Annotated in this window: 16 protein-coding genes, 1 tRNA gene and 1 pseudogene; 13 read left to right on the plus strand and 5 right to left on the minus strand. The window is 68.7% G+C overall.

Annotated features, from left to right (window positions below):
• Positions 1 to 34: 34 nt before the first annotated feature.
• The 6 genes from pheS to ABD116_RS03865 all read left to right on the plus strand — a co-directional run bounded on the left by pheS (position 35) and on the right by ABD116_RS03865 (position 15,101).
• A complete protein-coding gene (gene pheS, locus ABD116_RS03840; protein ID WP_343964835.1) occupies positions 35 to 1,144 on the plus strand; it encodes a phenylalanine--tRNA ligase subunit alpha in 1,110 nt (369 codons plus the stop codon).
• Positions 1,144 to 3,768: a phenylalanine--tRNA ligase subunit beta gene (gene pheT / locus ABD116_RS03845; RefSeq protein ID WP_343964837.1), complete on the plus strand. Its 2,625-nt coding sequence runs from the start codon at positions 1,144 to 1,146 to the stop codon at positions 3,766 to 3,768. Before pheS ends, pheT begins: the two co-directional genes overlap by 1 nt.
• A gap of 125 nt (positions 3,769 to 3,893) precedes the next feature.
• A complete protein-coding gene (locus tag ABD116_RS03850; protein ID WP_343964839.1) occupies positions 3,894 to 5,441 on the plus strand; it encodes a gamma-glutamyltransferase in 1,548 nt (515 codons plus the stop codon).
• 322 nt (positions 5,442 to 5,763) lie between these two features.
• Complete coding sequence (locus tag ABD116_RS03855) at positions 5,764 to 6,747, plus strand: glycosyltransferase family 2 protein (protein ID WP_343964841.1); 984 nt, start codon at positions 5,764 to 5,766, stop codon at positions 6,745 to 6,747.
• A complete protein-coding gene (locus ABD116_RS03860) occupies positions 6,744 to 9,023 on the plus strand; it encodes a DUF2339 domain-containing protein (protein ID WP_343964843.1) in 2,280 nt (759 codons plus the stop codon). Before ABD116_RS03855 ends, ABD116_RS03860 begins: the two co-directional genes overlap by 4 nt.
• 102 nt (positions 9,024 to 9,125) lie before the next feature.
• Entirely contained in the window at positions 9,126 to 15,101 is a 5,976-nt protein-coding gene (locus tag ABD116_RS03865; RefSeq protein WP_343964845.1) for an Ig-like domain-containing protein, read from the plus strand.
• Between the two features lie 49 nt (positions 15,102 to 15,150).
• Here the strand turns inward: ABD116_RS03865 and ABD116_RS03870 are convergent, their stop codons facing one another.
• A complete protein-coding gene (locus ABD116_RS03870) occupies positions 15,151 to 15,669 on the minus strand; it encodes a GNAT family N-acetyltransferase (RefSeq protein WP_343964847.1) in 519 nt (172 codons plus the stop codon).
• 55 nt (positions 15,670 to 15,724) lie between these two features.
• Between ABD116_RS03870 and cpt the strand changes: the two genes are divergently transcribed.
• The gene (gene cpt, locus ABD116_RS03875) at positions 15,725 to 16,258 is read left to right on the plus strand and encodes a chloramphenicol phosphotransferase CPT (RefSeq protein WP_343964849.1); all 534 of its coding nucleotides are present in this window, start codon (positions 15,725 to 15,727) and stop codon (positions 16,256 to 16,258) included.
• Between the two features lie 182 nt (positions 16,259 to 16,440).
• Here the strand turns inward: cpt and ABD116_RS03880 are convergent.
• The 4 genes and pseudogenes from ABD116_RS03880 to ABD116_RS03890 all read right to left on the minus strand — a co-directional run bounded on the left by ABD116_RS03880 (position 16,441) and on the right by ABD116_RS03890 (position 18,152).
• Positions 16,441 to 16,543: transfer RNA gene (locus ABD116_RS03880), tRNA-OTHER, on the minus strand.
• Positions 16,544 to 16,805: 262 nt separating this feature from the next.
• Positions 16,806 to 17,321: pseudogene (locus ABD116_RS41775) on the minus strand (sigma-70 family RNA polymerase sigma factor); the annotation flags it as partial.
• Positions 17,287 to 17,640: a hypothetical protein gene (locus ABD116_RS03885; RefSeq protein WP_343964851.1), complete on the minus strand. Its 354-nt coding sequence runs from the start codon at positions 17,638 to 17,640 to the stop codon at positions 17,287 to 17,289. The gene ABD116_RS03885 and the pseudogene ABD116_RS41775, both read right to left, overlap by 35 nt.
• Before the next feature lie 137 nt (positions 17,641 to 17,777).
• Entirely contained in the window at positions 17,778 to 18,152 is a 375-nt protein-coding gene (locus ABD116_RS03890; protein ID WP_343964853.1) for a hypothetical protein, read from the minus strand.
• 96 nt (positions 18,153 to 18,248) lie between these two features.
• Here ABD116_RS03890 and argC point away from each other — a divergent pair, with 96 nt between their 5' ends.
• The 6 genes from argC to ABD116_RS03920 are packed head-to-tail and all read left to right on the plus strand — an operon-like array spanning position 18,249 to position 24,009.
• Entirely contained in the window at positions 18,249 to 19,280 is a 1,032-nt protein-coding gene (gene argC, locus ABD116_RS03895; RefSeq protein WP_343964855.1) for an N-acetyl-gamma-glutamyl-phosphate reductase, read from the plus strand.
• Positions 19,277 to 20,473, plus strand: coding sequence for a bifunctional glutamate N-acetyltransferase/amino-acid acetyltransferase ArgJ (argJ, locus tag ABD116_RS03900; protein WP_343964857.1), 1,197 nt, complete (start codon positions 19,277 to 19,279; stop codon positions 20,471 to 20,473). Before argC ends, argJ begins: the two co-directional genes overlap by 4 nt.
• Entirely contained in the window at positions 20,470 to 21,372 is a 903-nt protein-coding gene (gene argB / locus ABD116_RS03905) for an acetylglutamate kinase (RefSeq protein ID WP_343964859.1), read from the plus strand. The genes argJ and argB overlap by 4 nt, the downstream gene beginning before the upstream one ends.
• Complete coding sequence (locus ABD116_RS03910; RefSeq protein WP_343964861.1) at positions 21,369 to 22,571, plus strand: acetylornithine transaminase; 1,203 nt, start codon at positions 21,369 to 21,371, stop codon at positions 22,569 to 22,571. Before argB ends, ABD116_RS03910 begins: the two co-directional genes overlap by 4 nt.
• Positions 22,568 to 23,500: an ornithine carbamoyltransferase gene (argF, locus tag ABD116_RS03915; protein ID WP_343964863.1), complete on the plus strand. Its 933-nt coding sequence runs from the start codon at positions 22,568 to 22,570 to the stop codon at positions 23,498 to 23,500. The genes ABD116_RS03910 and argF overlap by 4 nt, the downstream gene beginning before the upstream one ends.
• Positions 23,497 to 24,009, plus strand: a complete 513-nt coding sequence (locus ABD116_RS03920; protein WP_343964865.1) for an arginine repressor — start codon at positions 23,497 to 23,499, stop codon at positions 24,007 to 24,009. Before argF ends, ABD116_RS03920 begins: the two co-directional genes overlap by 4 nt.
• The last annotated feature ends 29 nt before the right edge of the window (positions 24,010 to 24,038 follow it).

The raw sequence follows: 24,038 nt of genomic DNA on the forward strand, positions 1-24,038 counted from the left end.
AGTTTCAGGTATCAGCTACCCCGGGAAGAGAGCCATGTCCGGTCCGAACCAGAATTATGACCCCGTCGAGGTCACACCCTTGCATGCCGACGAGGTCGAACGGACGCGCGATGAGGCTCTGGACGCCTTCGCGAAGGCGGGGGATCTGAGCGCGCTGCAGGAGGCGAAGGTCGCCCACCTCGGGGAGCGGTCGCCGATCGCGCTGGCCAACCGGGAGATCGGTGCGCTGCCGCCGCAGGGGCGCAAGGAGGCCGGGCAGCGGATCGGGTCGGCTCGGAAGGCGATCAACGACGCGTTCGCGGGCCGGCTCGCCGTACTGGAGGCTGAGCACGAGGAGCGGATGCTCGCCACCGAGCGCGTCGACGTGACGCTGCCGTGGCACAGCCCGGAGCTCGGCGCGCGGCACCCGCTGAGCCTGATCTCCGAGCAGGTCGCGGACGTGTTCACCGCGCTCGGCTGGGACGTCGCCGAGGGACCCGAGGTCGAGGCCGAGTGGCTGAACTTCGACGCGCTGAACTTCCAGCCCGACCACCCGGCCCGGCAGATGCAGGACACGTTCTTCATCGACCCGCCCGGTTCCGGCACGGTACTACGTACGCACACGTCGCCCGTCCAGGCGCGATCCATGCTCACCCGCAAGCCGCCGATCTACGTGATCTGCCCCGGCCGGGTGTTCCGCACCGACGAGCTGGACGCGACGCACACGCCGGTCTTCTACCAGGTCGAGGGCCTGGTGGTGGACGAAGGCATCACGCTCGCGCACCTCAAGGGCACCCTCGACCACTTCGTCGTCTCGATGTTCGGCGAGGGGCTCGAAGCGCGCCTGCGGCCGAACTTCTTCCCGTTCACCGAGCCGTCGGCCGAGGTCGACCTCAAGTGCTTCGTCTGCCGCGGCGCGTCGGTCGGCAACCCCGACCGCCCGTGCCGGACGTGTGGCAGCGAGGGCTGGATCGAGTGGGGCGGCTGCGGTGTCGTGAACCCGCGCGTGCTGCAGGCCTGCGGGATCGACACCGACCGGTACTCCGGATTCGCGTTCGGAATGGGGCTGGAGCGGACGTTGATGTTCCGCAACGGCGTCGAGGACATGCGCGACATGGTCGAGGGTGATGTGCGGTTCAGCCGCCAGTTCGGGATGGAGATCTGATGCGGGTCCCACTGTCATGGCTTCGTGAGTACGTCGAGCTGCCGGCCGGCGTCACCGGTCGCGACGTCGGCGAGAAGCTGGTCCGCGCCGGCCTCGAGGTGGAGACCGTCGACGAGGCGGGCGGCGGCCTGACCGGTCCGCTCGTCGTCGGCAAGGTGCTCAGCTACGAGCCGGAACCGCAGAAGAACGGCAAGACCGTCCGCTGGTGCTCGCTCGACATCGGCAACGACGAGCCGCAATGGGTCGTCTGCGGCGCGAGCAACTTCGAGGTCGGCGACCTGGTCGTCGTCGTACTCCCGGGTGCCGTGCTGCCGGGCGGGTTCGCGATCTCCGCGCGCAAGACCTATGGGCACGTGTCCAGCGGGATGATCTGCTCGTCGTCGGAGCTCGGTCTGGGCGACGACGGCACGGGCGGCATCGTCGTACTGGAGCCAGGCGAGGCCGAGGTCGGTACCGACGCGATCGAGCTGCTCGGCCTGCGCGACGACGTGCTCGACATCGCGGTCACCCCGGACCGCGGGTACTGCCTGTCGATCCGTGGAGTCGCGCGCGAGGCAGCCACGGCGTACGGCGTTGAGCTGAAGGACCCGGCCGCGCTGACCGTCACCGGCACGCAATCCGGGGGCTACCCGGTGCGGGTCGACGACGCTGAGGCCTGCAGCGTCTTCGTGACGCGCACGGTCACCGGTATCGACCCGGCGGCGCCGTCGCCGCGCTGGCTGCAGCAGCGGCTGGTCATGTCGGGTATGCGCCCGATCTCGATCGGCGTCGACGTCACCAACTACGTGATGCTCGAGCTGGGTCAGCCGATCCACGGCTACGACAAGGCCCGGCTGACCGGCGAGATCGTCGTACGCCGGGCAGCGGCCGGCGAGAAGCTGATGACGCTCGACGATCAGACCCGCGAGCTGGACGCCGAGGACCTGCTGATCACCGACGACTCCGGCCCGATCGGTATCGCCGGCGTGATGGGTGGCGCGTCCACCGAGATCTCCGCGTCGACCACCGACGTCGTGATCGAGGCGGCGCACTTCGACCCGATCGTGATCGCCCGCTCGTCGCGCCGCCACAGACTCTCCTCCGAGGCCTCCCGCCGCTTCGAGCGCGAGGTCGACCCGCAGCTTCCCCGGTACGCAGCCCAACGCGTCGCCGACCTGCTGGCCGAGCTTGCCGGCGGCACCATCCAGCCCGACGAAACCGTCATCGACACCCACCTGCTGCCCAAGCGCGTGACGATCCGCGCCGACCACGCGGCCCGGGTCGCCGGCGCACCGATCTCGCTGGAGGAGACGATCCGCCACCTCCGCGCGGTGGGCTGCGAAGTTGTCGAAGGCAACGAAAGCGGCACGGCCGGCACCGCCGCTGGGGCGAGCATGCTCGCCGAGGCGGTCGCGCTGAGCGGCGCCCCCCTCGCCATCGGCGACGCAAGCACCGCCGAAGCAAACGCAGGCGCCGCGACAACCGGTGCGGGCACCGGCGGGGCGTTGCTCATGCTGACGCCGCCGTCGTGGCGGCCGGATCTGCGGGACCCCAACGACTACGCCGAAGAGGTCATTCGGCTGTTCGGGTTCGACAACGTTCCGTCCGTACTGCCGAAGGCGCCCGGCGGCAAGGGGCTGACCGCCTCGCAGCAGCGTCGGCGGCGGATTGCCACTGCGCTGGTTGGGGCAGGGCTGACCGAGGTTGTGTCTTACCCGTTCACGGGCGACGCAGACTTCGATGCGATGGGGCTGCCTGCTGACGACGTCCGGCGTACGACGGTGAAGTTGGCCAACCCGATCTCGGACGAAGAGCCGTCGATGCAGACGATGTTGCTGCCGACCCTGCTCCGGACCGCTGAGCGCAACGTCGGTCGCGGTGCTACTGATCTGGCGATCTTCCAGACCGGGCTGGTGTTCCTGCCCCGGCCGGAGTCGAAGCCCGCGCCGCTGCCGTCCGTCGCGCAGCGTCCCAGCGATGCGGAGATCCAGGCGCTGTACGACGCGCTGCCGAGTCAGCCGCTCCACCTCGGCGTCGTGCTGACCGGTTTGCGCACGCCGACCGGTTGGTGGGGTAAGGGCCGGCCCGCGAGCTGGGCGGACGCGGTACAGGTTGCTCGGTCGGTTGCCGCTGTCGTCGGTGTCGAGCCGGTACTGCGGAACGTCGAGCTGGCGCCGTGGCATCCGGGTCGGTGTGCCGAGGTGTCGGTCGGTGGCAAGGTCATCGGTCATGCCGGTGAGCTGCACCCGAAGGTGTGTCAGGCGTTCGGGCTGCCGGCCCGGTCCGGTGCGGTCGAGTTGGATCTCGACGCTTTGATGGCCGCGGCTCCGGCGTCGGTGACGGCGCACCCGTTCTCGTCGTACCCGGTCGCGAAGGAAGACGTCGCGCTGATCGTCGGGGCCGAGGTCGCCGCGGCGGACGTCGAGGCGGCGCTGGTCGAAGGTGCGGGGGAGCTGCTGGAGTCGATCCGGCTCTTCGACCTCTACACCGGCGAGCAGATCGGCGAAGGCAAGAAGTCGCTCGCCTTCGCCCTCCGTTTCCGCGCCCACGACCGAACCCTCACCGAAACCGAAGTAAGCGCCGCCCGCCAAGCAGCCGTCCAGGTGACCGTCGACCGCTTCGGCGCAGTCCAGCGAGTCGGCTGACCCCCGATGCCCCCGGCCGCGCAGTCCATCGGCGACTCCACCGCGCTGTCTTCCGCCGTCCCAGCGGAGGACAGGGCGGACGGAAAGGCGAACGTCGCACGAGGTCTGCGCGCGGGTGGTGCACGATGAGCGGGCATCCGCGGGTTGCGGTGGCGGCGCCCAACAAGGCTGCTGCTGATGCGGGTGTGCGGTTGGCTGCCGAGGGTGGCAATGCGGTTGATGCTGCTATCGCCGCGACCTTGGTGACGATGGTCAATGAGATCGGGGTGGTGTCGCCGGCCTCGGGTGGGTTTGTCACCTTGCAGGTGAAGGGTGGCGACGCGGTCACGATCGACGGCTGGGTGGAGATGCCTGGGCGTGGGTTGCCGGAGCACAAGTTCGGCCAGGGGGTTTGGGACATCACCACGGAGTACGGCGGTGGTACGACGACCACTGTCGGGCATGGGTCCGTGGCGACGCCGGGTGGGATGAAGGCGCTGGCGCTTGCGCACGAGCGGTCTGGGAAGGCGCCTTGGAGTGAGGTGGTCCGGCCGGCGATCGAGGTCGCGCGCAACGGGTTCTCGCTCAGCCGGACCTCCGGGTACTACCTCGGGTACACCCACGAGATCATCTTCGGCTGGCATCAACCGAGCCACGGCGTCGTGCATGACGACGACGGCGTGGTGATCAAGGCGGGCAGTACCGTCGTGATCCCCGAGCTGGCCGAGGCGCTCGAGCTGATCGCCAGCGAAGGCGCGGAGACGCTTTACACCGGCGCGCTCGCGGAGCTGCTGGTCCGCGACATGGCCGACAACGACGGCATCCTGACGGCGGAGGACCTCGCGGCGTACGAGGCGATCGTCCGCCCGGCCCTGATGATCCGGCAGAACGGCTGGCGGCTGGCGACCAACCCACCACCGGCCGTCGGCGGAGTCGCGGCGGCCGCGATCCTCGCGCTGCTCGACGGAGTACCGGGCCAGGGTGCTTGGAATCCAGCCGAGCTTGAGCGGCTGATCGAGGTACAGCACGCGGTGCTCGGTCGCCGGCTGGCCGAGCTCGACGAAGAAGACGTTCGCCAGCTCGAAGGCCAGAAGCTGCTCGACCTCGCCAACGCCGGTGATCTGCGGGCGATCAGCTCACCCAGTACTGCGACAGTCTCCGTGGTCGACGACGAGGGCGACGCCTGCGCGATCACCGTCTCGTCCGGCTACGGCTCCGGCGTGATGACCCCCGGTACCGGCATCTGGCTCAACAACGCCCTCGGCGAACAAGAGCTCGTGCACGGCGGCCCCCACAGCCTCGCCCCCGGCACCCGGCTCACCTCCAACATGGCCCCGAGCGTCGCCCGCCGAGACAGCGATGGCGCCGTCCTGGCGATCAGCTCACCCGGCTCCGACCGGATCCCGACCGCGATCGCTCAGGTCTACGCGCTCTACACCCACGGCGGCCTGTCGCTCGAAGAGGCAGTCGAGTACCCCCGGCTCCACGTCCGCGTCCGTGAGGACATCGTCGTCGACTACGAGGACGACCTCGCCGTCTCCGGCTTCGCCACAAACCTCCCCACCCGCCCGATGCCACCCCATTCCATGTACTTCGGCGGCGTAGCCGCAGCCTTCTGGGACCCCACCGAAGGCCTCCTCGCAGTAGGCGACCCCCGCCGCACCGGCGCCATCGCCGTCTCCCCACCCAGCTGACCGGCCGCCTCGCCCCGCCTACCGCTCGTCCTCACGTCGGCTCGCCCCCCACCACCCGGGGAGTGATGGGCGCGGACCGCCAGCCCATCAATCGCCAGCCCAAGTCGAGTCCAGGGAGCGGCACGAGCGTGTGCTGAGGACAACGATGGGCCAACCGGGGCGGATTGATGGGCTGGGCGTCGGCCTCGCGCCCGGTGCGAGGCGGACGGGGATGGGTGGCCGCGGGGTGTGACCTGCTAGTTTCGGCCCCTGTACTTTCCACCCGGCCGCCCGATCCGCCCGAACGGGGCTCAGCCAGATCAGTCGTGGAGGACCACCGGACATGCCGGATCCCGAACTCTCCGTCGTCGTGCCGATGTACGACGAGGAAGAGGTGCTGCCGATCTTCTTCGAGCGGATGCGCCCCCTGCTGGACGGCCTCGGTATCAGCTACGAGGTGCTCGTCGTCGACGACGGCAGCCGGGACGCGACCGCCTCGATGCTGCTCGAAGCGGCGGTCGACTGGCATCAGCTCCGGGTCGTCCGGCTGCTCCGCAACTCCGGCCACCAGGCCGCCCAGTCGGCCGGGTTCCGTCGCGCCAGGGGGAAGTACCTGGTCACCATCGACGCCGATCTGCAGGATCCGCCGGAGGTGATCGCCGAGCTGCTCGCGACGGCCCGGGACAAGGACGTCGACGTCGTGTACGGCGTGCGCTCCGACCGTTCGAGCGACTCGTGGCCGAAGCGGACGACGGCGCGGATGTATTACCGGCTGATGTGTCGCCTGGTGGGCAAGGACATTCCGTTCGACGCGGCGGACTTCCGGCTCGTCTCGCGGCGGGTGATCGACGCGGTCAACTCGCTGCCCGAGGACGGACGGGTCTTCCGGTTGGTGATCCCGTGGCTCGGCTTTCCGAGTGCGGAGGTCCCGTATGTCCGGGCGGAGCGGGCGGCGGGCGTGACGAAGTACAACTGGTCGAAGATGTTCCGGCTGGCGTTCGACAGCGTGACCGCGTTCTCGGCGGCGCCACTGCGGCTGGCGACATGGTTCGGGTTGCTCGGCGGTCTGCTGTCCGGGATGTTCGCGGTCGGCGCGCTGGTGATCAAGCTGTCCGGCAACAGCGTTCCCGGTTGGACGTCGACCGTGCTCGCCGTCAGCGTCATCGGCGCGATCCAGCTGCTGTGCCTCGGGTTGCTGGGGGAGTACGTCGCCCGCCTGTTCCAGTCGAGCCAGCGGCGCCCACAGTTCTTGGTCGGCTACGACAGCCTCGAAGACCCCGGCCACGAGACCATCGACAAGCCACTGGATGAGGTCTCTGCTAGATGACGCGTTTCCTGCCGCGGCTGGCGCCGTGGCTGATTCCGTATGTCGTCACGGTTCTCGCGCTGATCTCCCTCGACGTCCCGGTCGTGCCGATCGCGAAGTACAGCCTGTACTTCGCTCTGGCGGTCGCGTTGCCGGGGATCCTGATCCTGCGCGCGCTCTGGCGGAGTACGGGCAACTGGGCGGAGGACTTCGGACTCGGGTCAGCCGTCGGAGCGACGTACCAGCTGGCCGGCTGGGCGATCTTCACCGCGCTGGGCTGGCAACGCGTGCTGATGATCTGGCCGGCGCTCGTGCTCGTCGCCTTCGCCGCCGTGCCGCGGCTCAGGAAGTACTGGCGGATCCACGACCCCAAGCCGCTGCCGTTGCTGTGGACGTGGGGGATGGTGATCGCCTCGACCGTACTGCTCGGCGGGGCGGTGCTCGGGGCGATGAAGTACCACCCGGCGCCGCCGGACGGCACGTCGTACTACCAAGACCTGCTGTACCACCTGTCGATGCTGAACGAGCTGACTCGCTCCGTACCGCCGCAGCTGCCGCAGGTGTCGGGGGAGTCGCTGGAGTACCACTGGTTCGCCAATGCCGACATGGCGGCGGCGGTGGACATCACCAAGCTCTCACCGATCATCGTGCTCTACCGGTTGTGGTTGCTGCCGCAACTGCTCGTCGCGCTGCTGGTGTGCGCCACGCTGGCCAGGACGGTCAGTCGCGCGTGGTGGACCGGCGTACTGGCCGCTGTCGCGCTGGCCGGCCCGCAACTGTTCCTCTTCATCGACACCGCTGTAAATCTGTCGCCGCCGCTCAGCCTGCTCAGCCCGTCCCAAACCTTCGGCATGGTCGCCGGTACCGCGGCAGCCGTCTTCCTGATCCACCTGCTCTTCAAAGGCGAATCCAGCAAGGGCCTGTGGTTACTGGCCTTCACCGTCGCGGTAGTCGGCGGCGGCTCCAAACCAACCACTCTGCCGATCCTGGTAGGCGCGGTAGGCCTCCCCGCCCTCTTCCTCCTGATCCGCGACCGCCGCCTACCACCCCGCTTCCTAGCCGCCGGTTCCCTACTGGTCGCCGCCGCCATCGGCACGATGGTCACCGTCGCCGGCAGCACCAGCGGCTCAGGACTCCAGTTCCTCGCAGTCCTGAAAACCCAAGGCGGCTACGCAGCAGCCACCCGCGACACCACCCCCGCAGGCGAAGGCGGCCTCATCCTCCCCGCCCTAACCTCCGGCCACCTACTCTCCATCGCCGGCGTACTAGTCCTGTGCGCCCTCCTACTAACAGGCCAACTCCTAGCCGCCACCGGCTACGCCCTCCTGGCTAACCGCACCCTCCGCCTAGACCCCATCGCCTGGTTCTTGCTCGGAGCCCTGATCGCAGGCTGGGCCGGCTTCCTCCTCGTAGACCACCCCTCAATCTCCGAGGCCTACTTCGTCCACTCCGCAGTCCCCTTCAGCCTCGCAGCCACAGGCTGGCTAGCCGCAACCATCACCAGGTCATGTGCACCGGCGGGGCGGCGCCGGGTGCTCCTGTGGATTGCCGTGGCCGGGGTGCTTCTTGGTGCACTCTTCGCCTTCATTCTCCTCACCACCGACGCCCTGCCCAGCGGCTCGCAGCTGCGCCGGGTCGCGCTTGTCGCCCGGCCGCTGCTTGTTGTGGTCGCAGTTACCGCCGCGTTGATGTTTGTGTGGTTGTTGCTGGTGAAGCGGGTGCCGCGGGTGGCTGGGCTCGGTGGGTTGTTGGTGCTGCTGACGTTGTTGGTGGTGCCGTCGGCGCGGACCTTCGAGCAGAATCTGCATTTGAACGGCGGGAAGCAGGCGCAGACGTTTACGTCGGCTACCTGGTGGGTCTATCCGGACGAGGAAGCCGCCGCGCTCTGGCTGGCGAAGAACTCCAAGACGACGGATGTTGTCGTCAGCAACACCTGGTGTCGCCCGGCGGGCAAGCAAGGGCCGGGGTGTGATGCGCGTGGGTACATCGTCAGCGGGATCGCCGGGCGCCGGACGTTCCTCGAAGGCTGGGGCTACACGTCGCAAGCGATGGCCCACCACGGTGACGGTGGGCTGCGGTACAACCAGCAGCCGTCGCCCTGGCCGGACCGCGTCGAGCTGACGAATCAGGCGATCTACGAGCCGACTGCCGACGTACTGCGCAAGCTGCGCGACCAGTACCACGTGCGCTGGGTGTACGCCGATCTGTTCGGCGGACCCGTGTCGCCGGACCTCGGCAAGCTTGCGGTACTCCGACACTCCTGGCAGCACGTCCGGATCTACGAACTCACTGGCTGATCCCGCGTAACATCGGACTGGCGTAGCGCGTTAGCTCTACGCTGGCCCGCTCGCCCCGAGGCCGACGCATGCGGAAACGTGAGTGCTCGGGAGGGCGTGGGTATGACGAGGACCGGCCACCGGCCCGCCATCCGCCGATCGCCGGCACACCGGCGCCTGCCGGTCGTCCTCACCGGCGTCTCGCTCAGTCTTGCTGTCGTCGCAACGACCGCGCTGAGTCCAGCCGCGGCGTACCAGGTGCCGACGGCCCCCTTTGCCCAGGGCAACACGGCGACCGCGACGATGCCCGGGTCCGGGCTCACCCAGTCGATCACCGTCACCGGCCAGACCGAGTTGCTCGACGCAACCACCGCGGGCGTCCGTGGCAGTACCGCCAAGACGTACGAACCGGTCATCGCGCGCACGACACCCGCCCAGGACATCCTCGTCAACACCGGCACCTGCGCCGCGATCGGCACCTGCAGCAGCCGCGGCACCCTCACGGTCACCTTCTCGCAGCCCGTCCGCGACCCGATCCTCCACCTCGCCGGCCTCGGCGGCGCGGCCACCGAGACCACCAACGGCCGGACCAGCGGCCAGTCCGAGCTGCACTCGGTCCTCAGACTCACGACCGCCGGTCTCAGCCTGACAAAGGTCGGGCAAGGCAACAACCTCGCCGTCAGCAGCGACACGATCACCGCGCTCAACCCCGACGCAGGCCCGAACTGCATCAACACCGACACCGGCGAAGGCCCCGACGCGGCCGCCACCGCCGCCTGCGGTTCGGTCAAGGTCAACGGCGTCGCCAAGTCGATCACCTTCGACCTCACCGCCGTCTTCACCAAGAACGCCAAGCTCCCCGCGTTCAACACACCGTCCTCCGCCGACGCGTTCTCGATCGTCGCCTCCACCGGTGAGGACTTCGGCGACGCGCCCACCTCGTACGGCGCAGCCTGGTCGGTCCTCACCGACCTCCGCCTCGGCGACGACGCGACCGAAGACAATGCGGCAACCGCCAACGGCACCACCGGCCCGAAAACCCAAGACCAGGCCGACGACGGCACAACCCTCAAACCGCTGGCAACCACAGCCAAGGACTACGCCGCCACAGTCGCCCTCACCGGAGCAAGCAGGCCCGGCAAGGTCTGCGGCTGGCTGGACCTCGACAAGGACGGAAAGTTCGACCCCACCGAGCGAGCCTGCGCCACCTTCACCCCAGGCCAGAGCGCCGTGACCCTGACCTGGTCAGCCTTCGACAAACCAACCGCCGGTACTACGTACGTCCGCATCCGCACGGGCTACACAACAACCCAGGTCGAGAAGCCCACCGGCCCCGCCGACAGCGGCGAGGTAGAGGACTACTCCCTGGCGATCGCGCCCCCACCCCCACCGATCGCACTGGACGACACCGCGACCACGCCCTACAACGAGGACCTCACCACCGACGTCCTGAGCAACGACCGCCCCGGAGACCCGGCCAGCCCCCTCAAACCCGGCTCGCTCTGCCTCGAAGAAGCAGGCAAGTGCGGCGTCATGATCAACGTCGTGGCCCAAGGCAAGTACGTCGCCAAGCCCGACGGCACCATCGCCTTCGAGCCCGTCCCCGGTTTCGTCGGCCAAGGCAAACCGGTCACCTACCGAATCGCCGACACCAACGGCACCACCGCCACCGCAAAACTGACCGTCACAGTCGCGCTCCCCGCGAAGCCGGTAGCCGTCCCCGACAAAGCCACCACCCAGCAGAACGTCAGCATCCCCTTGGCCCCGCTGGCCAACGACCGCCCCGCACCAGGCGTCACCCTCGACCCCAGTTCGGTGGTCCTGCGCGACCCGGCCGATGCAGCCTTCACCACAGCAGCCGCCGACACCTTCAAGAAGAAGGTGATCGTCCCCGGCGAAGGCACGTACGTCGTGAAGCCCAACGGCACCGTCGACTTCCTGCCGCTGCCCCAGTTCACCGGCGTCGCGACGACCCTCGGCTACCGGGTCACCGACAGCACCGGCCAGGTCGCCGAGTCGACGATCGCGGTCACCGTCACCCCGATCACCCCGAAGGCGCTCGGCGACTCGGTCACCACCCCCTTCGACACCAACGTCGTGATCCCGGTCCTCGACAACGACCTGCCCGGCTCACCCGAGGCCCCGCTCAACCCACAGACCCTCAAGCTGGTCGATCCGGCGGGCAAACTCGTCGACCAGGTCACGGTGCCGAACCAGGGCGCCTACACGGTGTCCGACGGCAAGGTCGCCTTCGAGTCCGCCCAGGGTTTCCAGGGCGTCACGACCCCGCTGACCTACCAAGTGCTCGACAAGAACGGCACCCCTGCCCGCGCCCAGCTCACTGTCTCGGTCGACGCACCCGGCCCGCCCGTCGCCAACCCCGACCAGGCCGTACTTCTCCAAGGCGGCTCGATCTTCGTCCCGGTCCTCGGCAACGACAAGCCCGGCCCGACCGGCTCAGCGCTCGTACCGGGCACTGTCCGCCTGATCCCGCCGACTCCGGCCACGATCACCGCAACCCGGTCGACCCCTTCCAAGCCGCCAGCCCCCGCAACCCCGCTGCCGATGCCGACAGCAACAGCCGCCGGCGACCCGGCCACCAGCATCGTCGTCGCCGGCCAGGGCAAGTACACGGTCAAGCCGGACGGCCGAGTGCTGTTCGAATCGGTCCCCAGCTTCAGCGGCCACGCCACCCCGATCACCTACCAGGTGGCCGACGGCAACGGTGCCATCGGCAAGGCGACGCTGACCCTCGAGATCACCAAGGTCCAGCCGGATGCGACGGACGACACCGCCAGTACGGCGTACGACCAGAACGTGACCGTGGATGTGCTCGCGAACGACAGCGCCGGCGACCCCGCCGTGCCGCTGGTGCCGAGCAGCGTGAAGCTGATCGACCCGATGACGCACCAACCGAAGACCACCGTCGTCGTCGACGGCGAGGCGACCTTCAAGGTGGTGGCCGACGGCGACGTGCAGTTCGACCCGCTGCCGACGTACACCGGCGTCGCGACCGCGCTCACCTACACCGTCTCGGACGTCAACGGCACCCTCGCGACGGCCACGATCACGGTCACCGTCGCCAAACCGCCGCCACCGACCGCGAAGCCGGACACCGCGACCACCAAGCAGGACGACCCGGTAACCATCGACCCGCTCGCCAACGACGAGTCCGGGCAGGGCACCGGCCTCGACCCGCTGAGCGTCGTACTGATCGACCCGGCCGACGGCTCGCTGAAGAAGGTCGTCACGGTCGCCGATCAGGGCACCTACCACGTGAATCCCGACGGCACGGTCGGCTTCGATCCGCTCCCGGCCTTCACCGGCACGGCGACCACGCTGACGTACCGGGTGTCGGACTGGTTCGATCAGGCGACTCGCTCGACGATCACGATCGCTGTGACGCCGATCGTCCCCAAGGCCGAGGACGACACCGCGACCACGCCGTACGGCGTCACGGCGACGGTCAAGGTGCTCGCCAACGACAAGCCCGGCGACCTGAGCGCGCCGCTCGTCATCGGCAGCCTGCAACTCAAAGATCCGGCGGACGGACTGTTCAAGCCGACGGTGACGGTCAAGGAAGAAGGCGTCTACACCGCGCGAGCCGGCGTCGTCGTGTTCGAGCCGGTCGCCGGATTCAGCGGACCCGGTACTGCGCTGACGTACCAAGTCGCCGACGACAACGGGACCACCACCCAAGCAACCGTATGGATCACCGTCGGCCTCCCGCCCGTCGCCCAACCCGACAGCGCCTCCACCCTTCAGAACGTCACCGTCACGATCGACGTGCTCGCCAACGACGAACCCGGCACCGGCGCCAAGCTCGACCCGGGCTCGGTGGTCATCGCCTCGCCAGAACTGCCCGCGGCGAAGCCGGCCGTCTTCACGAAGAAGCTGACCGTCCCCGGCCAGGGCACCTACGAGGTACAGAAGAGCGGCGCGGTCCAGTTCGACCCCGACCCGGCCTTCGACGGACACACCAGCTTCGTCCAGTACAAGGTCACCGACTCGCAGCACAACACGGCGTCGTCGACGCTCGGGGTCGAGGTCACCGGCATCCAGCCGTTCACCGTCGACGACTCGGCGATCACCCCGTTCAACCAGCCGATCACGCTGAACGTGCTGACCAACGACAAGCCCGGCGACCCGAGCGCCCCGCTGGTGCCCAAGAGTCTGTTGCTGCAGGACCCGGCCGACCCGACGAAGTACCAGCAGACTGTCACCCAAGCCGGCGAGGGCACCTACACCGCCAAGGCCGACGGCTCGATCACGTTCGCGCCGGTCAAGGACTTCCAAGGCCTGACCACGCCCGCGACCTACCGGGTCAGCGACACCAACGGCACCCCGGCCGACGGACTGCTCTTCATCACCGTCGGCAAGGGACCACAGGCCAAACCAGACACCGGTACCACGAAGCAGAACGTCGACACCCAACTCGACCCACTGGCCAACGACCAGCCCGGCACCCAGGCCGAACTCGAGAAGACGTCGGTCCAGCTCTACGACGGCAAGGCCTGGACCAAGACCGCGACGATCAGCGGCCAGGGCACGTACAAGGTCGACCCGGTCACCGGCAAGCTCTCCTTCGACCCGGTGCCGGCCTTCAGCGGCCCGAGTTCGATCGCGTACCAAGTAGCGGACACAGCCAAGAACAAGGCGATGTCGACGGTCACCGTCACGGTCGACCCGATCACCCCCGATCCGGCGAACGACACGGCCGCGACCGCCTTCGACACCCCGATCACCGTGCCCGTACTGACCAACGACAAGCCCGGCGACCCCACCGCACCTCTCGTCCCGGCCAGCGTCCGGCTGATCGACTTCGCGACCGGCGACCCGGTGACGAGCCTGCGCGTCGAAGGCCAAGGCACCTACACGGTCCAGCCGGACGGCGGCATCCGCCTGCTGCCCCGGGGCGGTTGGGTCGGGCAGACGACGCCGGTGACGTACCAGGTCAGCGACGAGAACGGCAGCGCCGGTACTGCGACCCTCACCGTGACCGTCGGCGCGAAGCCGGTCGCCCTGCCCGATGTGGCGAAGACCAAGCAGCACGTCCCGGTCACCTTCGACCCGCTGGCCAACGACAAGCCCGGCGCCGGCGCGACCCTCGATCCGGCCACGCTGCTCCTGGTCGATGCCTCGGGCAACCTTGTCGACAAGGTGACGATCCCTGCGCAAGGAAGCTATGCGGTGGCCGATGGCAAGGTGACGTTCACTCCGATCAAGACCTTTGTGGGCAGCGCGCGGCCGGCGGCGTACGAGGTGAAGGACAGCGACCGCAACGCGGCCCGCTCGACGGTCTCGGTGACGGTGCTGCCGGTCCGGCCGGTCGCGGTCGACGACAGCGCGACTACGCAGTACGGACAAGGGGTCAGCGTGCCGGTGCTCGGCAATGACAAGGCCGGCGATCCGTCGGCGCCCCTGGTCGTCTCCTCGGTCGTGCTGCGCGACCCGGCGGACGGCAAGGACAAGACTTCGGTGACGATCCCGGACGAGGGCGGCTTCACCGCCCGGCCGGACGGCACCGTCGGATACACCCCGGTGAAGGGCTTCGCCGGTACCACCAGATCGCTCACCTATCGGGTGACCGATGCGAACGGGACGTCGGACACGGCACGCCTGGAGATCACCGTCGGTGCTCCCAGCGCGTCGAAGGCCATCCCGGACAGCGGTACCGGCAGCCCTGGCAACCCGGTGGTCGTCAACCCCCTCCTGAACGACGCTGCGACTCAGGGCGCGGCCTGGGACCCGGGCAGTGTCTGCCTGGCCACCGGGCCGGCCACCTGTGGGAAGCGGGTGGTCGTACCGGACGTCGGCGAGTGGACGGTCGGTACCGACGGGACGATCAGGCTCGTTCCGGAGCGGGGCTTCATCGGTACGGCGAAGCAGTCGTACCGGGTCACTGACACGGATGGCGTGACAGTGGACTCGCAGGTGAAGGTGACCATCGGGGCTCAGCTTGCCGCGCAGGCCGGCCTGGACAGGACCGCACTACCGGACACCGGTGGCCCGTCGGTCCTGCTCCTCACGCTGGCCCTGTTGCTGGTCGGCATGGGTATCACCTTGCTGGGCATAGCCCGCCGGGGCCGCCAAAAATAGTGGGGAACCGCCGGGTCCCGTCACTGGGAGGCGGGGCCCGGCATCGCCGTTAGAGATCGGTGACCAGCATCAGTTCGTCGCGGTAGTCGTCAGCGGCGACCCGTACTGCGCGGGGGTGGCTGCCGACGACCCGGTAGCCGAGCTTGCCGTAGAACTCCTCCAGGCTGTTCCCGTCGCGGATAGTCAGCTGCAGTTGCTCCAGCCCGAGTTCTACCGCGGACTGCCGCAGCCCGTTCATCAGCAGGGAGCCGGCGCCACCGCCCTGGTACTTCGGGTGCACCATGACTCGCAGCACGGTGCGCCAGTGGAGGTTGAGGGCGCTGTCCTTGCCGACGAGCAGTCCCATGCCGACGTACCGGTCGCCGTTGTGCAGGACGCCGAGCAGGTCCTTGCCCGCGGCAACTCGTTCGAGCGCGAGGTCGAGCGTCTCGGCGACCAGGTGTACCGGCGCCGGCGCGGTGAACCCGACGCTGCCGCCCGCGTCGGTGGCGGCGATCCAGGTATCCAGCAGATCGGCGCGCAGCTCCGGGTCCGAAACGGCCTCGGGGTCGATCACTCTGTACTCCACCGCTGCCTCCTAAATGCGACTGACTTGCAGAAGCCTAACTGGCAGAATCGCTGAGGTGTCCACTCAAGTCATCGTTTTGAACGGCGGGTCCAGCTCGGGAAAGACCGGAATCGCGCGCTGCCTGAAGGCCGTCCTGCCGCAGCCATGGATCAGCCTCGGCGTCGACGACCTGGTCGACGCGCTGCCGCCCGGGCTGCTCGACTCCGGCTCGGGGATCGCCTTCGGCGACCACGGCGAGGTGGAGGTAGGTGCCGGCTTCCGCGAGCTGGAAGCCGCCTGGATGACCGGCATCGCCGCAATGGCCCGAGCCGGCGCCCGAATCATCCTCGACGACGTCTTCCTGAGCGGCGCCGCCTCCCAGGCCCGAGTGCGCTCACAGCTCGACGGCCTCGAAGTCCTCTGGGTAGGAGTCCACTGCGCCCCCGAAATCGCCGCCGGCCGCGAGCTCGCCCGAGGCGACCGCACAGGCGGCATGGCGGAGCTGCAGGCGATCTCGGTCCACGAAGGCGTCGTCTACGACCTCGAGGTCGACACCGGTGCCGCCGAATCCCTCGCCTGCGCCCGTACCATCGCCACCCACCTCCGCTAACCGGACGCCCCTGCCCGGGCCCGAGTGGGGAGGAAAATACCCCGGAACTGGGGTACAGCCCTCCCCGGTCCCGGACAAGATCCTCCCCAAGCCGGTCAGGGTGCGCTCGACCGGCTCAGTCAGGCAGTTCGCTGAGGCGGGGGACGTGGGTGAGTTTGTCGGGGTTGCGGACGACGTAGATCTGGCTGATCCGGCCGGTTTCGTCGAAGTCGAAGAAGCCGGCGCTGTCGACCTCGTCGCCGTCGTAGAAGACGAACGCGCTCTCGCCGTTGAGCTCCATCAGCCGCACCACCAGATCGCGCGCCGGCTGACCGGGCGCGAGCAGCGCGATCGTCCACCGGGAGATCTTGTTCGGGTCGCGCAGCGGCCGGATCGCGGCCTGCTTCTTGCCGCCGCCATCGGCGACCAGCACGACATCCGGTGCGAGCAGCGCGACCATCCCGTCGAGATCACCTGACCAGGCGGCCGACAGGAACTGGTTGGTCACCTCGACGTGCCGAGCCTTGTCGACCTGATGCCGAGGCTGCCGAGCGTGTACGTGCTCCCGCGCCCGATGAGCCAACTGCCGTACCGCCGCCTCGGACCGCCCGAGCGTCCCCGCGATCTCGCCGAACGGCAGATCGAACACCTCCCGCAGTACGAACGCAGCCCGCTCCAACGGCGACAGCGTCTCCAGTACGACGAGCATCGCCATCGACACCGAGTCGGCGACCTCCGCCACGACAGCCGGGTCGTCCGCCTCGCGGGTCGACAGAATCGGCTCGGGCAGCCAAGGACCGACGTACTGCTCCCGCCGCGTCTTCTGCTGCCGCAACCGATTGAGCGCGAGCCGCGACGTGATCCGGATCAGGTACGCCCGGACATCCCGCACGTCCTCCCGATCCGCGGCCGACCACCGCAACCACGTCTCCTGGACGACGTCCTCCGCGTCGACCACACTCCCGACCACCCGGTACGCCGCCCCGACCAGCACCGCCCGATGCTCGTCGAACTCCGCCGCCAACTCCTCGTCACCACTCACGCCGACCTCACATATGAGACAGGTTCGCCACCGACAGAACACCGAGTACCAGCGCGATCACCCCGAAAGTCGTGAAGAAGGCGGCGCTGCCGGCCCCGCGAGGCCGCATCCCGCGCCGACCGTACATCCTGGTCAGCGGCACCCCAACTACCAGCTGAACACCCAAGGTCAGCACCCCGAACATCATCCCGAGCAACAGAATCAGCCCCCGGTCGGTGAAGCACAGCCCGCTGCAGGTCGCCGGCGGCTCGTCGGAAGCGAGCAGCGCCAGCAGGGCATATCCAGCCAGCTCCACTCCGACCCACCCGAGGAACACCAGATAGCCGGACGACATCTGCTTGGTCTTGGACTCGGTCTGCATACCAACGATCGTGGCCGCCGGACCGTCCCAGCACCTGAGTGAATCTACTGATCTTCACAGCGCGCGGTACTCCTTCCTGGTCGCTTATCGTGTCACCCCTCCGGACACGTGGCGCCAGGTCGTTTGTGACATGCAGGTCAGCGATTGGCCTGCAGGAAGCAGCCGGCGATGAAGAGTGCGACCACGAAGGTGGCGAAGAAGGACAGGCTGCCGGTCGCCAGCGAGGTCATCCGCTTGCGGTTGTAGACGACCGTGAGCAGCAACCCCATGGCCACCTGGCCGAGGACCACCGGTGCGACGAACGCCATCCCGATCACCATCAGCGTGCCCCGCGGGCTGAAGCAGAGCCCGGTGCAGCCCATCGGGCTCACATCGGAGGCCGACAGCACCAGCAGTGCATACCCGGCCAGCTGAATGCCGATCCAGCCGAGGAAGACCAGGTAGCTGTTCGACGCCCGGCGATCCTCGGCGTCCTGCGCTTCGCGCACCGCTGACGGTCGGTCACTGTTCATACGGATGATCCTGGCGATCCCGGCGGGAGTGCGCTTGAGTGGAACTACCGATCTTCAGGGTTGGATAATCATGCGGTATCTGACATACTCATTCACATGAGTTTGACGGTCGCGGTGGCTGGAGCCAGTGGGTACGCCGGGGGAGAGCTGCTGAGGCTGCTCTCGGTGCATCCAGAAGTCGAGATCGGCGCACTCACGGCGGGCGGCAGCGCCGGTACCGCGCTGGGCGTCCACCACCCACACCTCCTGCCCCTGGCCGGGCGCATCCTGGTCGAGACCTCAGCGGAGACGCTGGCGGGTCACGACGTGGTGTTCCTGGCCCTTCCACACGGGCAGTCCGCCGAAATCGCCGAGCAGCTCGGCGAGGACGTCACCGTGATCGACTGCGGCGCGGACTTCCGGTTGGTCGAGGCGGAGGCGTGGGTGGAGTTCTACGGTGGCAAGCACGCCGGTCACTGGCCCTACGGTCTGCCTGAGCTGCCCGGTCAACGGGAGAAGCTCCGCGGGACGAACCGGGTCGCAGTACCGGGGTGTTATCCCACCGTTTCGACCCTTGCCCTGCTCCCCGCAGTACAGGGCGGTCTTGTCGACCCGGGCCAACTGGTGGTGGTCGCGGTGAGCGGGACGTCGGGAGCGGGCAAGGCGCCGAAGCCCAACCTCCATGGCGCGGAGGTGATGGGTTCGGCCGCGGCGTACGGCGTCGGCGGCGTCCACCGGCACACGCCGGAGATCGAGCAGAACCTCGGCGCCGTCACCGACGCGGCCGTCTCTGTTTCCTTCACGCCGGTACTTGCACCGATGGCTCGCGGCATCCTCGCCACCTGCAGTGCGCCGGTCACCGACGGCACCACGGCCGAGAGCCTTCGCCGGGCTTATGAAGAGGCCTACAAGGACGAGCCGTTCGTGTACCTGATGCCGGAAGGCCAGTGGCCCCAGACGCAGGCGACGCTCGGCGCGAACACCGTCCAGCTGCAGGTCACGCTGGACCAGCGGACCGGCCGCGCTGTGATCGTGGCCGCGATGGACAACCTCACCAAGGGCACTGCCGGCGCCGCCGTGCAGTGCATGAACCTGGCCGCCGGTCTCGACGAGACGCTGGCCCTTCCCCTCGTAGGAGTAGCCCCGTGACCTCAACCGTGCAGCACCAAGTCGAGCGGAGCGCCGGAGTCACCGCGCCGGCCGGCTTCCGCGCGGCCGGGGTGATCGCGGGCATCAAGCCCGCCGGCAAGCCGGACCTCACCGTGGTCGTCAACGACGGCCCGTACGACGGTGCCGCGGGCGTCTTCACCACGAACAAAGTGAAGGCCGCGCCGGTCCTGTGGTCGCAGCAAGTGCTGACCGCGGGCAAGCTCAAGGCTGTCGTGCTCAACTCCGGCGGCGCCAACGCCTGCACCGGGCCGGAAGGCTTCCAGGACACCCACAAGACCGCCGAGGAGCTGGCGACGATCCTCGGGGTCGGCGCGGGCGAGATCGGTGTCTGCTCGACCGGCTTGATCGGCGAGCGGCTGCCGATGGACAAGCTGCTGCCCGGTCTCAAGTCCGTGGTCGATGCCCTGGGCGACACGCCTGAGCACAGCCTGTCCGCCGCGACCGCGGTGATGACGACGGACAACGTCCCGAAACAGGCCGTGCTCAAGCACGCGGACGGCTGGAGCATCGGCGGCTTCGCCAAGGGCGCCGGTATGTGCGCGCCGAACATGGCGACCATGCTCTCCGTCATCACCACCGACGCGATCGTCGACCAGCCGCACCTCGACCACGTACTGCGGAACGCGGTCGGCAAGACCTTCAACCGGCTGGACGTGGACGGCGGCACGTCGACCAACGACACCGTCCTGCTGCTCAGCTCGGGCGCGTCCGGCATCAAGGTCCCGGCCGACGAGTTCGAGGCGGCCCTCACCGCACTCGCCGCGGATCTGGTCAAGCAGCTGCAGGCCGATGCCGAGGGCGTCACCAAGCACGTCAGCATCACCGTGCTGAACGCGGCCACCGAGGCCGAGGCGGTCGCCGCCGCCAAGGTCGTTGCCGAGGACAACCTCTGCAAGACCGCCTTCTTCGCCTCCGACCCGAACTGGGGCCGGATCGCGATGGCCGTCGGCAACGCGCCGACCGCCTTCGACCCGGCGCTGCTCGACATCACCTTGAACGGCGCCGCGATCTGCATCGCCGGCGGCAAGGGTGTCGACCGGTCCGAGGCCGACCTGAGCGGACTGGAGATCGACGTCGTGATCGACCTGCACGCGGGCAGTGCTTCGGCGACCGTGCTGACGACGGATTTGTCGCACGCGTACGTAGAAGAGAACTCGGCGTACTCCTCATGACCATGACGACACGTTTGATCGAGACCAGCCAGGCGCACGCGGTCGAGAAGGCTGCCGTGCTGACCGAGGCGCTGCCCTGGCTGAAGGAGTTCCACGGCAAGACGATCGTGGTCAAGTACGGCGGCAACGCCATGGTCGACGACGAGCTGAAGCAGGCGTTCGCTTCTGACATCGTGTTCCTGCGGCATTGCGGCGTACGGGTGGTCGTCGTGCACGGCGGCGGACCGCAGATCAGCGACATGCTGCAGCGGCTCGGCATCGACAGCGAGTTCCGCGGCGGGTTGCGGGTGACGACGCCCGAGGCGATGGACGTGGTCGGCATGGTCCTGGTGGGCAAGGTCGGCCGCGAACTCGTCGGACTGCTGAACGCGCACGGACCGTTCGCCGTCGGCATGTCCGGCGAGGACGCGGGCCTGTTCACCGCGGAGCGGCGGGGCGCGATGATCGACGGCGAGTCGGTCGACATCGGCCTGGTCGGCGACGTCGTCGACGTCCGGCCCGAGGCGGTCATCGACCTGATCGACGCCGGCCGGATCCCGGTCGTGTCCACGATCGCGCCGGACGAGGACGGGCTGGCGCACAACGTGAACGCCGACACCGCGGCCTCGGCCCTGGCGGTCGCGCTGGGCGCGTCGAAGCTCGTCGTACTGACCGATGTCGCCGGCCTCTACCGGAACTGGCCGGAGAGCGAGGAGATCATCACCCAGATCGACGCCGCCGAGCTGGCCGAGCTGCTGCCGTCGCTGGCGTCGGGGATGGTGCCGAAGATGGAGGCCTGCCTGCGCGCGGTCCAGTCCGGCGTCTCCCGGGCGACCGTCATCGACGGCCGGGTGCCGCACTCGCTGTTGCTCGAGATCTTCACCGACGCCGGAAGTGGGACCCAGGTGATTCCGTCATGACCGAACTGCTCACCGTCGACGGCACGCAGAGTGCCCTCGCCGAGCGCTACTCGCAGTCCATGATGAACACCTTCGGCGCTCCCAAGCGGGTGCTGGTCCGCGGCGAAGGCGCCTACCTGTGGGATGCCGACGGCAAGAAGTACCTCGACCTGCTCGGCGGGCTCGCGGTGAACTGCCTCGGCCACGCGCATCCGTTCGTCGTCTCGGCCGTCACCAGCCAACTCGCGACGCTGGGGCACGTCTCCAACTTCTTCGCCTCGGCACCGCAGGTCGCGCTGGCGGAGAAGCTGCTGTCGCTCTTCGACGCTCCCGGCAAGGTCTTCTTCACCAACTCGGGCACCGAGGCGAACGAGGCGGCCTTCAAGATCACCCGCAAGACCGGCCGGACCAAGATCGTCTCGATGGTCGGCGCGTTCCACGGCCGGACGATGGGCGCGCTCGCGATCACCTGGAAACCGGCGTACCGGGAGCAGTTCGCGCCGCTGCCGGGTGACGTCACCTTCGTCCCGTACGGCGATGTGGCCGCGCTCGCCGCCGCTGTCGACGACGAGACCGCTGCCGTGGTGCTCGAACCGATCCAGGGCGAGAACGGCGTCGTCGTACCGCCACCCGGCTATCTCGCCGAGGCACGCCGGATCACCTCCGAGCACGGCGCGCTGCTCTGGATCGACGAGATCCAGACCGGCGTGGGACGGACGGGGGACTGGTTCGCTTTTCAGGCCGACGGGATCTCGCCCGACATCGTCACGGTGGCGAAGGGGCTCGGCGCGGGCATCCCGATCGGCGCCTGCCTCGGGTTCGGCGCAGCTGCTGACCTCCTGCAGCCGGGCAACCACGGTACGACCTTCGGCGGCAACCCGGTCGCCGCGATCGCCGGCCTGGCCGTGCTGACGGTGATCGAGCGGGACGGCCTGCTCGCCAATGTCAGTGCCATCGGCAACCATCTCGCCTCGTCGGTCGAGGCGCTCGGGCACCCGCTGATCGCCGGGGTCCGCGGCCGCGGGCTGCTGCTCGCGATCGAGCTGACGGCGCCGGTGTCGGACCAGATCGCCGCGCTGGCGCTGGAGGCCGGGTTCATCATCAACAACCCGATCCCCGACGCGTTGCGGTTGGCGCCGCCGTACATCCTGAGCAAAGCTGATGCCGACAGCTTCATCGCAGCGCTCCCCGGGCTGCTCGACCAGGTGGAGGTCGTGTGACCAGGCACTTCCTGCGGGACGACGATCTCAGCCCGGCCGAGCAGGACGAGGTCCTGACGCTGGCTCAGCAGTTGGCGACGGATCGGTTCGGGCACCAGCCGTTGGCCGGTCCGCAGACTGTCGCGGTGATCTTCGACAAGTCCTCGACCCGGACCCGGATCTCTTTCGCGGTCGGTATCGCCGAGTTGGGCGGGGTGCCGCTGATCATCGACGCGCAGTCGTCGCAGATGGGTCGTGGTGAGCCGATCGCGGACACCGCACGGGTGCTTGACCGGCAGGTGGGCGCGATCGTCTGGCGGACGTCGGGGCAGACCCGGATCGAGGAGATGGCGGCTGCGTCGCGGGTGCCGGTGATCAACGCGCTGACCGACGAGTTCCACCCGTGTCAGATCCTGGCCGATCTGCTGACCGTCCGGCAGCACAAAGGCCGGACGGCAGGGCTCAAGCTCGTCTTCTTCGGTGACGGCTTCAACAACATGGCTCACTCCTACTTGCTCGGTGGGGTGACGGCAGGGATGCACGTCGTCATCGCCTCGCCGGCGGAGTACCAGCCCGACGCCGTGGTGCTTGCGAAGGCTTCCGAGATCGGTCTCGTCACCGGCGGTTCTGCTTCGTGGACCTCCGATCCGTCGGAGGCTGTGGCGGGGGCGGATGTGATTGCCACCGATACCTGGGTCTCGATGGGCCAGGAGGCCGAGGCGGCAGTGCGGGAGGCGCCATTTGTACCGTTCTCGGTGACGGAGGCGCTGGTGTCGAAGGCTGCTGACGACGCGATCGTGTTGCATTGCTTGCCGGCGTACCGGGGCAAGGAGATCGAGGCGGCGGTGCTCGACGGGCCGCAGTCCGTCGTCTGGGACGAGGCAGAGAATCGGCTGCATGCGCAGAAGGCGCTGCTGTCGTGGCTGCTGGCAAGGAACTTCAGCTCATGAATCTGGCCGTACCGACCACCAAGACCGCGCGCCAGCAGCGGATCGTCGACCTGCTCGGCCGGCAACCGGTCCGCTCGCAGACCGAACTGGCCGACCTGCTCGCCGACGCCGGACTCGTCGTCGGCCAGGCCACCCTGTCGCGTGACCTGGTGGAGATCGGCGCGGTCAAGGTCCGCGACTCGGCCGGCCAGCTCGTGTACGCCGTACCGGGTGAAGGCGGCGACCGTTCGCCGCGAGCCGGGGAGGCCGCAGCCTTCGAGGCGCGGCTGGGCCGGGTGGCATCCGAGCTGCTCGTCTCGGCCGAGGGCAGCGCCAACCTGGTGATCCTGCGAACCCCGCCGGGTGCGGCCCAGTACTTCGCGTCGGCGATCGACCACGTGGGACTGGATGACGTACTCGGCACCATCGCCGGCGACGACACCGTGATGGTGGTGTCGCGCCACCCATCCGGGGGAGAGGCCCTGGCGGCCCGGTTCCTCAGCCTGGCGGCTCGCAGCGAGGCCAAGTAGCCGCGAACGCTCCAGCCTCCTCGTGCGAA

Source organism: Kribbella koreensis (assembly GCF_039525325.1).
Lineage (GTDB): Bacteria > Actinomycetota > Actinomycetes > Propionibacteriales > Kribbellaceae > Kribbella > Kribbella koreensis.

Coding starts and splice junctions, on each gene's coding strand:
- ABD116_RS03865 (WP_343964845.1), top strand. CDS start 9,126: ATGACGAGGACCGGCCACCGGCCCGCCATCCGCCGATCGCCGGCACAC.
- pheT (WP_343964837.1), top strand. CDS start 1,144: ATGCGGGTCCCACTGTCATGGCTTCGTGAGTACGTCGAGCTGCCGGCC.
- ABD116_RS03855 (WP_343964841.1), top strand. CDS start 5,764: ATGCCGGATCCCGAACTCTCCGTCGTCGTGCCGATGTACGACGAGGAA.
- argC (WP_343964855.1), top strand. CDS start 18,249: ATGAGTTTGACGGTCGCGGTGGCTGGAGCCAGTGGGTACGCCGGGGGA.
- argB (WP_343964859.1), top strand. CDS start 20,470: ATGACCATGACGACACGTTTGATCGAGACCAGCCAGGCGCACGCGGTC.
- ABD116_RS03850 (WP_343964839.1), top strand. CDS start 3,894: ATGAGCGGGCATCCGCGGGTTGCGGTGGCGGCGCCCAACAAGGCTGCT.
- ABD116_RS03860 (WP_343964843.1), top strand. CDS start 6,744: ATGACGCGTTTCCTGCCGCGGCTGGCGCCGTGGCTGATTCCGTATGTC.
- ABD116_RS03920 (WP_343964865.1), top strand. CDS start 23,497: ATGAATCTGGCCGTACCGACCACCAAGACCGCGCGCCAGCAGCGGATC.
- ABD116_RS03890 (WP_343964853.1), bottom strand. CDS start 18,152: ATGAACAGTGACCGACCGTCAGCGGTGCGCGAAGCGCAGGACGCCGAG.
- ABD116_RS03910 (WP_343964861.1), top strand. CDS start 21,369: ATGACCGAACTGCTCACCGTCGACGGCACGCAGAGTGCCCTCGCCGAG.
- ABD116_RS03885 (WP_343964851.1), bottom strand. CDS start 17,640: ATGCAGACCGAGTCCAAGACCAAGCAGATGTCGTCCGGCTATCTGGTG.
- pheS (WP_343964835.1), top strand. CDS start 35: ATGTCCGGTCCGAACCAGAATTATGACCCCGTCGAGGTCACACCCTTG.